Genomic DNA, 14922 nt, shown 5'->3' on the forward strand with positions numbered 1-14922 from the left:
GGGGTCGCGTGGCGGGCCGCCCCGGCTCGCTCCACGCGCTCACGAGTCCGCCCTCCGTAGCGCCGGTCGTCGCCGGGTGGCCGTCGAGGTCATCGCTCTCCTCCGGGTCGGGGTCGACGCGGATGGCGTCCACCGGACAGATCTCCAGGCACTCCAGGCAGCCGGTGCAGCGGTCGGTGACCCGCAGGCCGTCGGGGGTGGGGCGGATGGCGTGCACGGGGCAGGTGAGCAGGCAGGCGCCGCAGCCCTGGCAGGCGCCGACGGTCACCCGGGCGGCGGTCACTCCCGCCACCGGTAGCCCCGCGGGGTGACCATCCGGCCGGCGACCACCCGGGTCTGCGAGCTGCCGACCACGACCACGCTGTACATGTCGACCAGCGCGGGATCGAGGGTGGCGAGGGTGGCCAGGTGGACGCGTTCGCCGGGCCGGCTGGCCTGGCGTACCACCCCGACCGGGGTGTGCGGCGGGCGGTGCGCGGCGAAGGTCTTCAGCGTTTCCCCGAGCTGCCAGTCCCGGGCCCGGCTGCGCGGGTTGTAGAGCACCGCCACGAAGTCCGCCTCGGCGGCGGCGGCCACCCGGCGGGCGATCACCGCCCACGGGGTGTGCAGGTCGGACAGGCTCAGGTAGGCGTGGTCGTGCCCGAGCGGCGCGCCGAGCAGGGCGGACGCGGCGAGCCCGGCGGTCACCCCGGGCACCCCGACCACGTTGATCCGGTCGTCGGCGTGGTCGAGGGCGGGGCTGGCCATCGCGTACACCCCGGCGTCGCCGGACCCGACCAGCGCGACGGCGTGGCCGGCGGTGGCCTCGGCGACCGCGGCTCGGGCCCGTTCCTCCTCCGCCCCGAGGCCGCTGGCCAGCACCCGGGTGCCGGGGCGGAGCAGGTCGCGCACCTGGTCGACGTACTGGTCGAGGCCGACGACCACGGCGGCCCGGCGCAGCTCGGCGACGGCGCGCGGGGTGCGCAGGTCGGCCGCGCCGGGGCCGAGCCCGACGAGCGCGAGGCGGCCGCGCGGGGCGTGCCGGGCGATCGCGACGGTGGCCATCGCCGAGGCGGTCTTGGGCACCAGCAGGGTGCCGCCGCCGCGCAGCGCCGCGGCCTCCGCGACGCTCGGTGTGCCGACGGCGGCGCGGACCACCTCGCTGGGGTGCGGCACGTCGACCGCCGCCAGCTCCGCCGCCGGCCAGGTCACCAGGGGGACGCGGTACACCTCGGCGGTGGCCCGGATGCCCGCCTCGTCGGCCTTGACGTCCACGCTGGCCAGGTGGCGCAGGCTGGCCGGACTCAGGCCGGCGTCGGCGAGCGCCCGGCGCAGCAGGCCGGCCACCTCGTCGGCGGGTACGCCCCGGCTGGACCCGATGCCGGCGACCAGGGACGGGGGCCGCAGCACCACGGTCCGGTCGTCCAGCGGCACCAGCCGGTCGGTGACCAGGATCCGCCAGCCCGCGTCGCGCTGCCGCCCGTCCGCCGGCCGGGCCGGGGCGGGGTGGGCGGGTCCGGCGGCGGCCGAGACCGGCGTCCCGATGCCGGCGGGCGGCTCGACCTGGACCCGGACGTTGGCCGGCAGGGCGGGCAGCGGCCAGGTGGCGTCGGCGACCAGCCGGACCGGCTCGCCGTCGAGGAGCGCCCGGGACACCGCGGCCACCGCCCCCTCCACCGGCCAGCCGAGGGTGTCCAGCCCGGGCAGGCCGACCGCGTCGGTGGCGGTGGTGACCACGGGCCGGGCGTCCAGCAGCGCACCGACCTGGGCGGCGAGGGCGTTGGCGCCGCCGGCGTGCCCGCCGAGCAGGGCCACCGCGTGCCGGGCCGCCTCGTCGACCACCACCACGGCCGGGTCGGTGCGCTTGTCGCCGAGCAGCGGGGCGAGGATCCGGACCACCGCGCCGGTGGCCAGGAACGCCACCACCGCGTCGCACTCCGCCCAGGCGGCCCGCAGCGCGTCGGCGGTGGTCGCCGCCTCGATGAGCCGGGCGTGCGGCCACGCGGCGGCGAGGGTGCCGGCGTGCCGGCGGCCGGCGGCGGTGGCCGCGACGAGTCCGACCAGGAGGGGCCCCCGCTCGACGTCTCCGGCAGCGGACGGGTCGGTGAACAGGTCCGAGTGTGTGGTCATGGCTTTCTCCAGGCGGACGGTTCCGGCAGCTCGCCGGTGAGCACGACGACCGGGTTGGTGGCGGCGAGCCGCAGGGAACCGCCGGGCAGGTCGGCGAGGCGGGCGGCGGCGAGCTGGCTGCCCTCGACCGCGTACCCGGCGGCGCGCAGCAGGTGGACGGCCGGGGCCACCCGGTCCAGGGCGGCGAGGGCGGCCACCACCCGGGGCGGGCGGCGGGCGGCCACCGCGGCGAGCACGTCCGTGCCGCCCCCGCCGACGAAGACGGCGTCCGGGTCGGGCAGGGCGTCCAGGGCCGCCGGGGCGGCGCCGGCCACCACCCGGACGTCGACGCCGTGCCGGGCGGCGTTGGCCCGGATCGGCGCGTCCGGATCGCGTTCCACGGCGATGACCGCCGCGCCGAGCAGGGCGCACTCGATGCCGACCGAGCCGCTGCCGGCGCCGACGTCCCAGACCAGCCGGCCGAGGCGGGGCCGCAGCCGGGCCACCACGAGGGCGCGCACCTCCGCCTTGGTGATCATGGAGGCGCGGTGGGCGTACGCGGACTCGGGCAACGCCCAGCCCGCGGCGGGCGCGGCGGCGGGCTGGTTGTCGGCCCGCATCCGGTCGGCCGGCACCGCGTCCGGGGCGAGGCTGAGCACGACGTGCGGGTCGGCCCAGACCGTCGCGGCGGCCTGCTCGGGAGTCGTCCAGGTGAGCCGCTCGTCCGGCGTGCCGAGTTGCTCGACCACGACCAGCCGGCGGGACCAGCCCGCCAGCCCGGCGCCGACCTCGGCCGCCCCGGCGCCGGGAGCGGTGAGCACCGCCACGGCGGGCAGCGCCCGGCAGGCGTTGAGCGCGGGCCGCAGGTCGCGCCCGTGCGCGCTGACCACGGCCGCACCGTCCCAGGACAGGCCGGCCCGGGCGAACGCGGCGGCGACGCTGGACACGGCGGGCAGCACGCGCACCGGGAGGCCGGCCGCCCGCACCCGCCGGACGATGCCGAAGAACCCGGGGTCGCCGCTGGCCAGCACGACGGCGGGGGTGCCGGCGGCGACGGCCGTGACGAGCCGCTGCAGCGCGGGGGCGAGCGGACCGAGGACGACGGTGACGCAGCCGGGCGGGACGGGCACCGCGGCCAGGTGCCGGGCCGCCCCGACGACCAGCCCGGCGCCGGCGAGGGCCTCGGCGAGCGCGGGATGGTCAGGCCGGCCGGTGGCGTCCATCCCGACGACGGTCACCACCGCCCCGGGTACGGCGTCCGCCGATGGTGTCGGCGGCGTGGTCATGCGGCCCACCGCCCCGAGCAGGCCACCACGCCGGCACCGGCGAAGTCCACCATGGCCACGTCGACGGTGACGGCGTGGCCGGCGAAGCGGCGCAGCACCTGCCGGACCCGGTGACACAGCAGGTCCCCGGCGGGCCGGAGCAGCCCGGCGGCCGCCCACAGCTCGTAGGCGTGCCGGCCGGTGTTGGCGGCGGCGACCGCGCCGACCAGTCCGGCGTCGCCGCCGGCCTCCGCGGTGATCGCGCCGAGCAGCGACAGGTCCACCTTCGACCGGGTGTAGTGGGTCATCAGGACGCCCGCGGCGAGCTTGGCCAGCTTGCCCGCCATGCCGACGAAGACCACCCCGGTCATCCCGTCGCCGACGGCGGCGGTGACGGCCGCCCCGGTGAAGTCGCCGACCTCCACGAAGCACACCTCGGGCAGCTCCGGCAGCAGCGCCCGGGCCGCCCGCTCGGTCCGCCCGCCGGTGCAGAGCACCACGGTCCGCTCCCCCTGGGCGGCCATCACGTGCACGGCCTGCACCACGCTGGCCCGCCAGGAGGCGGTGGAGAACGGACGGACGATCCCGGTGGTGCCGAGGATGGAGATGCCGCCGAGGATGCCGAGCCGCCGGTTGGTGGTCTTCCGGGCCATGATCTCGCCGCGCGGCACGCTGATCACCACGCGGACGCCGACCTCGGCCAGGTCGACCACCTCGGCGACGGCCTGGCCGATCATGCGGCGCGGGGTCTCGTTGATGGCGGGCCCGCCCACCGGCAGTCCCAGCCCCGGCCGGGTGACCGTGCCGACGCCGGGCCCGCCATCGAGGCGCAGCCCGGGCTCGTCCCGCCAGGCGACGGTGGCGGTGAGTTCGGCGCCGTGGGTGACGTCCGGGTCGTCCCCGGCGTCCTTGACCACCACCGCCTCGGCCCGCCGCGCCGGCTCGACGTCGCAGCGGGCCACCGCGAAGCTGACCCGCCGGCCGGCGGGCAGGCCGATCTCCACCACCCGCTGCGGCACGCCGGTGACCAGCGCGGTCAGGGCCGCCTTGGTCGCCGCGGTGGCGCACGCGCCGGTGGTCCAGCCGGTGCGCAGTGCGGTGGGCCGGACCTTCGCCGTACGAGGCAGGTCCGGCTCGCGCAGGGGCGGCTCGGCGTACGTCATCGACCGTCCCCGGCCGCGGCGGCGGGATCGGCAGCGGGCACGTCCTCGCCGCGGGCGGCGGGGCCGTCGGCGGATCGCGCGGCGGGGGCGGCGGGCTGGCCGGCGCGGGCGCGGCGCAGCGACGTGCGGGCGGCGGGTTCGGCCCGGCGGAAGGTGTGGAAGTGGCCGGGGTGGTAGAGGTGCGACCGGGTGCCCTCGGCGGCGAGCGCCGGCCCGACCAGGAACAGGGTGTGCTTCCACAGCTTGTGCGCCTTGACGGTCGCCGCCAGCTCGGCGAGGGTGCAGCGGACCACCAGCTCGTCCGGCCAGGTCGCCTGGTAGGCGACCACCACCGGGGTCTCCGGCGGATAGCCGCCGGCCAGCAGCTCGGCCTGCGCCTGCCCGGAGCGGGCGGCGGAGAGGAAGAGCGCCATGGTGGTGCCGTGCCGGGCGAAGTCCCGGACCCGCTCCCCCGGCGGCATCGGCGTCTTCCCGCCCTCCAGCCGGGTGAGGATCACCGACTGGGCCACCTCGGGGATGGTCAGTTCCCGGCCGGCCAGGGCGGCGACGGCGGTGAACGACGAGACCCCGGGGACGATCTCCACGGCCAGCCCGAGCGCGCTGCACAGGTCGAGCTGCTCCTGCACCGCGCCCCACAGCGCCGGGTCGCCGGAGTGGATCCGGGCCACGGTCAGCCCCTCGGCGGCGGCCCGCCGGTAGAGCGGCAGCACCCCCTCGATGGGCAGCTGTGAGGAGTCGACGAGCTCGGCGTTCGGGCGGGCGTGGGCGAGCACGTCGGCGTGGACCAGGCTGGCCGCCCAGATCACCACGTCGGCCGTGCCGATCACCCGGGCGGCGCGCAGGGTGAGCAGGTCGGCGGCGCCGGGGCCGGCCCCGACGAACCAGACCTTTCCGCTGGTGGTCACAGTTTTCCTCCCCGGCGGTCCCGGCGGGCCGGCACCAGCAGCGTCGACAGGTACGGCAGGTCGTCGGCGTCGGCGTCCACCGGCCCGACCCGCTCGTCGGGCAGGCCGAGCGCGCGGCCGAGCACGGCGTCGCCGAGCCGGCCCTGCCGGCGCAGCTCGTGGACGAGGTCGGGGTGGCGGCGCCAGCCCTTGTAGACGACGACGGTGCCGGGGCCGGCGAGCGCGTCGGCGACCGGCGCGAGCCCGGCGGTGGCGGGCAGCAGGGTCAGCGGTTCCCGCCCCTCGCAGAGCGGCACGCCGGCCCGGGCGGCCAGCTCCTGCATGGCGGTGATCCCGGGCACGGTGCGGATCCGGACCGCCGGCCGCCGGGCGCGGACCCCGTCGGCGAGGTAGCCGAAGGTGGAGTAGACGTTCGGGTCGCCGATGGTGGCGAAGGCGAGCGCGCGGGCGCCGGCGTCGACCGCGGCCAGCACCGCCCGCGCGGCGGCGTCCCAGGCCCGCTCCCGGCGGGTGGTGACCCCGCCCCGGTCGTCCAGCGCGAACGGCAGTCGGCGCAGCCGGTCCGCGGCCACGTGCGCCCGGACCACCGTCTCGGCCCGGCCGGCGGGGGCGTCCGGGTCCGCGGCGTGCCGGTCCAGCACGGGTACGAAGACCACGTCGGCCTCGCGCAGCGCCCGGACCGCCCGGAGGGTGAGCAGTTCCGGGTCGCCGGGGCCGACCCCGACCCCGGTCAGGGTGGCGGTGTCGGCGTTCACCGGCTCGCCGCCTCGACCAGCCGGCGGGCCGCGTGCGGGTGGCCGGCCCAGTGGGTGTGCAGGTAGGAGGCGTGCACCCGGCCGGCGACGAAGCCGTGGGCGGTGTCGTCCCAGCGCCAGGCCGGACGGTCGCCGTGCCCGGGGTCGGTGACGGTGCGGTGGAACTCGTGTCCGCGTACCCGGTCGCCGGCGCGGTGCACCGGGGAGTCGGCGGCGGCCACGGCGTCGCGGTAGCCCAGGGTGAGCCGGCCGGTCATCCGGGCGGTGTGGTCGAGCCGTCCGCACATCGGTACCCCGTCCAGGGCGCGGCCGAGGTAGAGCAGCCCGGCGCACTCGGCGACGATCGGACCGGCGAACCCGGCCAGCTCGGCGCGGAGCGCGGCGTTGCCGGCGAGGGCGTCGGCGTACACCTCGGGGAAGCCGCCACCGACCACCACGGCCCGGGTGCCGGGCGGCAGGGTCGGGTCGCGCAGCGGGTCGACGGTCACCACGTCCGCGCCGGCCGCGGTGAGCAGTTCGGCGGTCTCCGCGTACGAGAAGGTGAAGGCCGGGCCGCCGGCGACCGCGACGACCGGGCGGGCGGTGCCGGCGGGCCCGCCCACGGCGGCGACCGGGTCCCAGGCCGGCTCGGTCAGCGGCGGCGCGGTACGCGCCAGGTCGAGCACGGCGTCGAGGTCCACGGTGGACGTGACCAGGTCGGCGAGCGCGGCCACCACGGCGACGGACTCGGGCGCCCGTTCGGCCACCGGCACCAGCCCGAGGTGGCGCGCGGGGGCGCTCACCTCGGCGGCCCGGGTCACCGCCCCGAGCACCGGTACGCCCACCTCGGCGAGCGCGTCGCGCAGCAGGGTCTCGTGCCGGGGCGAGCCGACCCGGTTGAGGATCACCCCGCCGATCCGCACCTCCGGGTCGAAGGCGCGCATGCCGAGCACCAGCGCGGCGGCGGACCGGCCCTGCGCGGTGGTGTCCAGGACCAGCAGCACCGGCGCCGCGACGAGCCGGGCGACGTGCGCGGTGGAGGCGTACGCGCCGCGCCCCACGGCGCCGTCGTGCAGCCCCATCACCCCCTCGACGACGGCGACGTCGGCGGGGGTGGGGACGCTGGCGCCGTGGCGCAGCAGCGGGGCGATCCGCTCCGGCCCGACCAGCCAGGGGTCGAGGTTGCGGCCGGGGCGGCCGGCGGCGAGGGCGTGGTAGCCGGGGTCGATGTAGTCGGGGCCGACCTTGTGCGGGCTGACCGTGAGGCCCCGGCGGCGCAGCGCGGCGAGCAGCCCGGTGGCCACGGTGGTCTTGCCGTGTCCGCTGGCCGGGGCGGCGACGACCAGCCGGGGCAGCGCCCACGGGTCCGCCGGGCCGGGCGGCGGGGTCACCATTCGATGCCCTTCTGGCCCTTCTGGCCGGCGTCCATCGGATGCTTGACCTTGGTCAGTTCGGCGACCAGGTCGGCCGCCTCGACCAGCCGCGGGTCGGCGTTGCGGCCGGTGATCACCACGTGCTGGAAGCCGGGCCGGTTGCGCAGCGTCTCGACCACCTCGTCGACGTCGACCCAGCCCCACGTCATCGGGTAGGTGAACTCGTCGAGCACGTAGAGGCCGTAGCGCTGGGCGGCCAGGTCGCGCTGGATCTGCCGCCAGCCCTCCCTGGCGTCGGCGGCGTGGTCGGCAACCTCGCCGCGCTGGATCCAGGACCAGCCCTCGCCCATCTTGTGCCAGGTCACCGGGGCGCCCTGGCCGGTGCGCGCGTGCAGTTCGCCGAGGGCGCGGAAGGCGTTCTCCTCCCCCACCCGCCACTTGGCGCTCTTGACGAACTGGAACACGCCGATCGGCAGGCCGGCCGTCCAGGCCCGCAGCGCCAGCCCGAAGGCCGCGGTCGACTTCCCTTTCATCTGTCCGGTGTGGACGATGAGCAGCGGCCGGTTCCGCCGCTGCCGGGTGGTCAGCCCGTCGGCGGGCACGTGGGTCGGCTTCCCCTGCGGCATCAGCGGGCACTCCTGGTGGTCGGGGCGGCGGCGGCGCGGATCTTGGTCGGAAATGGCCCCTCCAGGGGCCTTTTCTCACCAAGATCTCCATTGGCGGCGAGGCCGACGAGCGGATCCGTGGTCACGGCGGCTAGGGGGTGGTGGGGGGCGCGGAGCTGGGCGGCGAGGCGGCGGGCCAGGCCGAGGCGGACCGGGCCGGACTCGCAGTCGACGACCACGCAGGGGGCGCCGGTCGCGGCGAGCACCGCGGCCGCCCGGGCGGCCCGGTCGAGCGGGCGCGCTCCGGCGGTGGCCCGCCCGTCGGTGACGACCAGGACCAGCGGGCGCCGCTTCGGGTCGCGCAGCCGCTCCACCCGGAGCAGCTCGGCCGCCGCGAGCAGTCCCTCGGCGAGTGGGGTACGCCCGCCGGTGGGCAGCTCGGCCAGCCGGGTCGAGGCGGCCAGCACCGAGGAGGTGGCCGGCAGCAGGGTGTGCGCCCCGGCGCCCCGGAAGGCGACCACGGCCACCTTGTCCCGGCGCTGGTACGCGTCGGTGAGCAGGGCGAGCACCGCACCCTTGACGGCGCTCATCCGCTGCCGGGCGCCCATCGACCCGCTGGCGTCGACCAGGAACAGGACGAGGTTTCCCTCGCGTCCCTCGCGGACCGCCTCGCGCAGGTCGTCCGGGTGCAGCCGCAGCGGCCCGTCGTGCCGGCCACGGGCGGCCTGGTGCGGGGCGGCGGCCCGGACGGTGGCCGGCAGGTGCAGCGCGCCGGGCCGTCCGGCGGGCACCCGGGCGCCCGTGGTCCGGCCGCGCCCGGTGCGCGCCGGGGAGCGTCGGCCGGGCACCCCCTCGCCCACTCCGGGCGCGGTCAGCAGCCGCGCCCGCAGCCCCCGATCGGGTACGGCCACCGTGCCGGGCCGCCCGGCGCCGTCCGGCTCCCCCGGCCGGCCGGCGGACCGGGCCCGCCGGGCACCCGGCCCGTTCCGGTCGGCGCCCTGGCCCGGGGCGTCATCACCCGCGCAGCCGCGCCGATCGGCGTCGGGGTCCCCGCCGAACCCGTCGGCGTCGCCCGCTCGGCCGGGCCCGTCGGAAGCGGACGCGTCGCCGCCGGACCCGCCCCAGCCGTTGCCGCCCGACCGGTCGAACCGGTCGTCGCACTCGACCCCGCCGTGGCCGTCGTCGCCGGACCCGCCGGGCTGGCCGTCCCGGCCGGTCCGTCGCCCGTCATCCGGCGCACCCGGGCGCTCGCCCGAGCCCCGCCCGTCGGGCGCCCCGCTCTCGGCTCCCCCGCCCAGGTCGTCGGTGGGGCCGCCGGCCGGCCCGCCGGGACCGCCGTCCGGGCGGGATCCGCCGCCCGGGCCGTCGTCGTCCGGGTCGTCGTCCGGGTGCTCGTCCCGGGCCCGGCGCAGCGCCTCGTCCAGGCGCTGCTCGTCGAGGCCCGGCGTGTCGAAGGGGTCCCGCCGGCGGCGGTGCGGCAGGGCGAGCCGGGCGGCGACCCGGACGTCCTCGGCGGTCACCCGGTCCCGGCCCTGCCAGGCGGCGTGGGCGACGGCGGTCCGCGCGGTGACGATGTCGGCACGCATGCCGTCCACGTCGAACGCGGCGCAGACCTCGGCGATCTGGCGCAGCGCCGCGTCGGGCAGCGCCACGGCGGGCAATCGGTGGCGGGCGGCGGCGACCCGGCGGGCCACCTCGGCGTCCTCGTCGGCCCAGCGGGCGGCGAAGCCGGCCGGGTCGGCGTCGGCGGCGAGCCGGCGGCGGACCACCTCGACGCGTACGGCGGGGTCACGGCTGGCGGCCACCTCGACGGTGAGCCCGAACCGGTCGAGCAGCTGTGGGCGCAGCTCCCCCTCCTCCGGGTTCATGGTGCCGACCAGCAGGAACCGGGCGGCGTGGCTGACCGAGACGCCCTCCCGCTCGACGTGGCAGCGGCCCATCGCGGCGGCGTCCAGGAGCAGGTCGACCAGGTGGTCGTGGAGCAGGTTGACCTCGTCGACGTAGAGCACGCCGCGGTGGGCGTCGGCGAGCAGGCCGGGCTCGTAGGCGCGTACCCCCTCGGCGAGGGCGCGTTCCAGGTCGAGCGAGCCGACCACCCGGTCCTCGGCGGCGCCGACCGGCAGCTCGACCAGGCGGGCCGGGCGGCGCTCGGCGGCCGACCCGGTCGGGTGCGGCCCGTCCGGGCAGCCCGGGTCCGGGGCGGCCGGGTCGCAGGCGAAGCGGCACCCGTCGACCCGGTCGACCAGGGGCAGCAGCGCGGCCAGGGCCCGGACGGCGGTGGACTTGGCGGTGCCCTTCTCGCCGCGGACGAGCACCCCGCCGATGGCCGGGCTGACCGCGTTGAGCAGCAGGGCGAGGCGCATCTCGGCCATGCCGAGCACCGCGCTGAACGGATATGCGGTCACTGTTGGTCCTCCAGGTCGCCCTCGCTGGCCAGGTATGTCTCGTGCAGCCGGTCGAGGGTGGCCGGCTCGGGCGCGGCCCACAGCCCACGCTCGGCGGCCTCGAGCAGGCGCTCGGCGATGCCGCGCAGCGCCCACGGGTTGGACTCCGCCAGGAAGGCGCGCGTCGTGTCGTCGAACAGGTACGCCTCGGCGAGCCGCTCGTACATCCAGTCGTCGACGACCCCGGCGGTGGCGTCGTAGCCGAACAGGTAGTCCACGGTGGCAGCCAACTCGAAGGCGCCCTTGTAGCCGTGCCGGCGCATCGCGGCGATCCAGCGCGGGTTGACCACCCGGGCCCGGAACACCCGGCGGGTCTCCTCGCCGAGGGTGCGGGTACGCACGTCGTGCGGCAGCGCCGAGTCGCCGACGTACGCGGCCGGGGCGGCGCCGGTGAGGTGGCGGACCATCGCCACCATCCCGCCGTGGTACTGGAAGTAGTCGTCGGAGTCGACGATGTCGTGCTCGCGGGTGTCCTGGTTCTTCACGGCGACGGCGATCCGGGCGAAGGAGCGTTCCATGTCGGCCCGCGCCTCCCGCCCGTCCAGCCCGGCCCCGTACGCGTAGCCGCCCCAGACCGCGTACACCTCGGCGAGGTCGGCGTCGGTACGCCAGTTCCGGGCGTCGATGAGCGGCAGCAGCCCGGCCCCGTACGCCCCTGGTTTCGAGCCGAAGACGCGGGCGGTGGCCCGCCGTTCGTCGCCGTGCTCGGCGACGTCCGCGTCCACGTGTGCCTTCACGTAGTTGTCCGAGGCCGGTTCGTCGAGCGCGGCGACCCGCCGGACCGCGTCGTCGATCAGGGCGACCACGTGCGGGAAGGCGTCCCGGAAGAAGCCGGAGATGCGGACGGTGACGTCGATCCGCGGGCGGCCGAGTTCGGCCAGCGGCACCACCTCGACGCCGGTGACCCGCCGGGATCCCTCGTCCCAGGTGGGCCGGCAGCCGAGCAGGGCGAGAATCTCGGCGATGTCGTCACCCTGGGTGCGCATGGCGCTGGTCCCCCAGACGGTGAGCCCGACCGAGCGGGGGTACGCCCCGGTGTCGGCGCGGTGCCGGGCGAGCAGCGAGTCGGCGAGCGCCACCCCGACGTCCCAGGCGTTGCGGCTGGGAATGGCCTTCGGGTCGACGGAGTAGAAGTTGCGGCCGGTGGGCAGCACGTTGACCAGTCCCCGGGTGGGTGACCCGGACGGGCCGGGCGGGACGAACCGGCCGTCGAGCGCGCCGAGCACCCGGCCGATCTCGTCGGTGGTGCGGTCCAGCCGCGGCACCACCTCGCGGGCGGCGAAGCGCAGCACCTCGGCGGCGTCGGGCACGGCCCCGCCGACCACCTCCTGGACCACCGCGTCCGCCTTGGCGCCGTCCCAGCCGAGCGTCTCCATGCCGAGGACCAGCCGGCGGGCGAGGGCCTCGATCAGGTCGACGGCGTCGGCGGCGGTGGCGGCCGGGCCGTCGACCGCCTCGGTGAGCGCCACCGGCACGGTGATCCGCTCCCCGGGCGCGGCGAGCAGCGCCGCCTCGTCGAGGCCGACGCGCCCGGCGAGGGCCTGGCGCAGCCCGGGCAGGGCGCGCACGCCGCCCCAGACCTGCGGGGCGCGCAGCACGGCGAGGACCAGGTTGACCCGCGCCTCGCCGGTCGGCGCCTCGGCCAGCACGTGCAGGCCGTCGCGGATCTGCACGTCCTTGACCTCGCAGAGGTACCCGTCCAGGTGCAGCACGAAGTCGTCGAAGTCGTCCTCGGCGGGCATCTCCGCCTGGTGCAGGTCGTGGTGCAGCTGCGCCTCCCGCACCAGGTCCCAGATCTGCCGCTGGACCGTGGGCACCTTGGCCGGGTCGAGGGCCTGCACGGTGGCGTACTCGTCGAGGAGCTGTTCGAGCTTGGCGAGCTCGCCGTACGTCTCGGCGCGGGCCATCGGCGGGACGAGGTGGTCCACGACGACGGCGTGGGCGCGGCGCTTGGCCTGCGTGCCCTCGCCGGGGTCGTTGACGATGAACGGGTAGACCAGCGGGAGGTCGCCGAGCACCGCATCGGGGGCGCAGTCGGCGGCCAGCCCGAGCCCCTTGCCGGGCAGCCATTCCAGGGTGCCGTGCTTGCCGAGGTGGACCACGGCGTGCGCGCCGAAGCCGCCGTCGGCGACCGGCGCGGCCAGCCACCGGTACGCGGCCAGGTAGTGGTGGCTGGGCGGCAGGTCCGGGTCGTGGTAGATGGCGACCGGGTTCTCCCCGAAGCCGCGGGGCGGCTGGATCAGCAGCACCACGTTGCCGAAGCGCAGCCCGGCGAGGACGAGGTCGCCGCCGTCGGTGTAGAGCTGCCCCGGCGGCTCGCCCCAGTGCTCCCGCATCCGCTCCCGCAGCCCGGCGGGGAGCGCGTCGAACCAGCGCCGGTAGGTTCCCCCCGGCACCCGGGCCTCGGCTGCGGCGAGCTGCTCCGGGGTGAGCCACTCGACGTCGTGCCCGCCCGCGGCGATCAGCGCGTGGATGAGCGCGTCCCCGTCGTCCGGCACCGGCCCGGCGCCGAGGTCGTAGCCGGCGTCGGCGAGGGCGGCGAGCAGGCGCACCGCCGAGGCCGGGGTGTCCAGGCCCACCGCGTTGCCGACCCGGGAGTGCTTTGTCGGGTACGAGCTGAGCACGACGGCCAGCCGCTTGTCGGCGTTCGACAGGTGCCGCAGCCGGGCCTGCCGGACGGCGATGCCGGCGACCCGGGCCGCCCGCTCCCGGTCCGGGTCGTAGACCGAGAGCCCGTCGGCGTCGATCCGCTTGAACGAGAACGGCACGGTGACGATCCGGCCGTCGAACTCGGGGATGGCCACCTGCATGGCCGCGTCCAGCGGGGACAGTCCGGCGTCGCTGGCCGCCCACCGGTCGCGGGTGCTGGTCAGGCAGAGCGCCTGGAGGATCGGCACGTCCAGGGCGGCGAGCGCGCCGACGTCCCAGGCGTCCTCGTCGCCCCCGCCGGAGGCGTCCGCGGCGACCGTGCCGCCGGCCGCCAGCACCGTCACCACCAGGGTGTCGCAGCGGGCGAAGAGGCCCATCGGCCCGTCGCCGGGGGTGAGCCCGCGCAGCGAGCCGCAGAAGATCGGCAGCGGGTGCCCGCCGGCGGCGGTGACCGCGTCGGCCAGGGTCTCGACGAACGCGGTGTTCCCGGCCAGGGCGTGCGCCCGGTAGAAGACGATCCCGACGGTGGGCCGCCCGTCCCCCGCCGGCCCGGGGTCGGGGCCGAGGAGGCCGAAGGGCGGGGTGGGGGCGGGCGGGGCGAAGCCCTCGCCGGTGAGCAGCACCGTGTCGGAGAGGAACCGGGCCAGCTCGGCGAGGTTGTCGGGGCCGCCCTCCACCAGGTAGGCGAGGGCCTCGGCGGCCACCCCGGCGGCCACCGTGGACGCCGCCATCAGCTCCGCGTCGGGCAGCGCCTCACCGCCGAGCACCGCGGTCGGCACGCCGGAGGCGAGCACCGCGGCCAGGCCGTCCGGCCACGCCTGCCGGCCGCCGAGCAGGCGTACGACGGCCAGGTCGACGCCGTCGAGCAGCGCGGGCACGGCGTCGGCGGCGACCCGCGCGGGGTTGGCCAGCCGGTAGTCCGCGCCGCTGGCGCGGGCGGCGAGCAGGTCGGTGTCGGCGGTGGACAGCAGCAGGATGCGCACGGACGGCTCCGGAGCGTGAGCCCGGCGGCGCGGCGGGGCCGGCGGCGGGCGGGGATGGCGGCGGGCGGGGATGGGCGCAGGTTCAGCGGGTACGCGGGCCCGGCGGGCGGTTCACCGACGGCGGATCGGCGGGGACGCCCGGCCGGGGGCGAAACCGGCGGGGCGGAACTCAGCGGTGGACGGCGCGGTCGCGTTCGGCGGCGGGCTCGGCGATGACGCCAGATGCCCCTGCGGCGCCCGGACGAGCGGCGGCGCGGCGAACGGTCGGGTACGCGGGACCGCCACCGGCCCGCGGCGCGGTGGGGTGAGCGGTCAGCGGCACGCGGGTGCGCCCCGGCCGGATACGACGATCACCGTCGATGGCGGAAAGGCCGTGCATCGGGTCCTCCTCGGGTGTCCACGCCCTGGGGTTCGCCGACGGCCGAAGTATCCTGGCTCCCGGATCGACGCTCTCCCCCGGCCTTCCAACCGCGCACGCACGGCCGTGACTCACGAGGGGGGATCGCTCCCCGGTGACAGTGGCGGGACCGCGCCGGATTCACACCGGCTTCCTTCACTGCCGTCTGGCCGCGAATGGTGCCACAGCCTCCGCCCCCCGGTCAACGGCAGGTCCGACCTGCCTCCGCACCCCTCGACAATGGACAGTCGTCGATCAGTCGAACTGGCGGGCAGCTCCGATCACAATGGCGGACATCGACCGACGGCGCGAATTT

Annotated in this window: 8 protein-coding genes, 2 pseudogenes and 1 riboswitch; all 10 genes and pseudogenes read right to left on the bottom strand. The window is 77.7% G+C overall.

All coding sequences use genetic code 11. The annotated features are described in order from the left end of the window. Window positions 1–115: 115 nt before the first annotated feature. A pseudogene (locus ACY34I_RS19955) lies at window positions 116–292 on the bottom strand (4Fe-4S binding protein); the annotation flags it as partial. Next, a complete protein-coding gene (gene cobJ, locus ACY34I_RS19960) occupies window positions 280–2109 on the bottom strand; it encodes a precorrin-3B C(17)-methyltransferase (protein WP_462756490.1) in 1830 nt (609 codons plus the stop codon). The gene cobJ and the pseudogene ACY34I_RS19955, both read right to left, overlap by 13 nt. Then, complete coding sequence (gene cbiE / locus ACY34I_RS19965) at window positions 2106–3374, bottom strand: precorrin-6y C5,15-methyltransferase (decarboxylating) subunit CbiE (RefSeq protein WP_462756491.1); 1269 nt, start codon at window positions 3372–3374, stop codon at window positions 2106–2108. The genes cobJ and cbiE overlap by 4 nt, the downstream gene beginning before the upstream one ends. After that, window positions 3371–4516, bottom strand: coding sequence for a cobalt-precorrin-5B (C(1))-methyltransferase (locus tag ACY34I_RS19970; protein ID WP_462756492.1), 1146 nt, complete (start codon window positions 4514–4516; stop codon window positions 3371–3373). The genes cbiE and ACY34I_RS19970 overlap by 4 nt, the downstream gene beginning before the upstream one ends. Beyond that, window positions 4513–5421, bottom strand: a complete 909-nt coding sequence (gene cobM, locus ACY34I_RS19975) for a precorrin-4 C(11)-methyltransferase (RefSeq protein WP_462756493.1) — start codon at window positions 5419–5421, stop codon at window positions 4513–4515. Before cobM ends, ACY34I_RS19970 begins: the two co-directional genes overlap by 4 nt. Beyond that, window positions 5418–6176: a precorrin-2 C(20)-methyltransferase gene (gene cobI, locus ACY34I_RS19980; RefSeq protein WP_462756494.1), complete on the bottom strand. Its 759-nt coding sequence runs from the start codon at window positions 6174–6176 to the stop codon at window positions 5418–5420. Before cobI ends, cobM begins: the two co-directional genes overlap by 4 nt. After that, window positions 6173–7549, bottom strand: coding sequence for a cobyrinate a,c-diamide synthase (locus ACY34I_RS19985; RefSeq protein ID WP_462756495.1), 1377 nt, complete (start codon window positions 7547–7549; stop codon window positions 6173–6175). Before ACY34I_RS19985 ends, cobI begins: the two co-directional genes overlap by 4 nt. Continuing rightward, window positions 7543–8154 carry a cob(I)yrinic acid a,c-diamide adenosyltransferase gene (gene cobO / locus ACY34I_RS19990; protein WP_462756496.1) on the bottom strand — a complete coding sequence of 204 codons (612 nt, stop codon included), beginning with the start codon at window positions 8152–8154 and terminating at the stop codon, window positions 7543–7545. Before cobO ends, ACY34I_RS19985 begins: the two co-directional genes overlap by 7 nt. Before the next feature lie 71 nt (window positions 8155–8225). After that, window positions 8226–10505 (bottom strand): annotated as a pseudogene (locus ACY34I_RS19995) (VWA domain-containing protein); the annotation flags it as partial. Between the two features lie 29 nt (window positions 10506–10534). After that, complete coding sequence (gene cobN / locus ACY34I_RS20000; RefSeq protein ID WP_462756497.1) at window positions 10535–14209, bottom strand: cobaltochelatase subunit CobN; 3675 nt, start codon at window positions 14207–14209, stop codon at window positions 10535–10537. Between the two features lie 424 nt (window positions 14210–14633). Further along, a riboswitch (cobalamin riboswitch) is annotated at window positions 14634–14763 on the bottom strand. Window positions 14764–14922: the final 159 nt, after the last annotated feature.

Source organism: Micromonospora sp. RTBAU3-60 (genome assembly GCF_054963695.1).

Excerpts from the sequence above, each read along its gene's own strand:
- cobJ (WP_462756490.1), bottom strand. The coding sequence starts at position 2,109 with ATGACCACACACTCGGACCTGTTCACCGACCCGTCCGCTGCCGGAGAC.
- cbiE (WP_462756491.1), bottom strand. The coding sequence starts at position 3,374 with ATGACCACGCCGCCGACACCATCGGCGGACGCCGTACCCGGGGCGGTG.
- ACY34I_RS19970 (WP_462756492.1), bottom strand. The coding sequence starts at position 4,516 with ATGACGTACGCCGAGCCGCCCCTGCGCGAGCCGGACCTGCCTCGTACG.
- ACY34I_RS19985 (WP_462756495.1), bottom strand. The coding sequence starts at position 7,549 with ATGGTGACCCCGCCGCCCGGCCCGGCGGACCCGTGGGCGCTGCCCCGG.
- cobO (WP_462756496.1), bottom strand. The coding sequence starts at position 8,154 with ATGCCGCAGGGGAAGCCGACCCACGTGCCCGCCGACGGGCTGACCACC.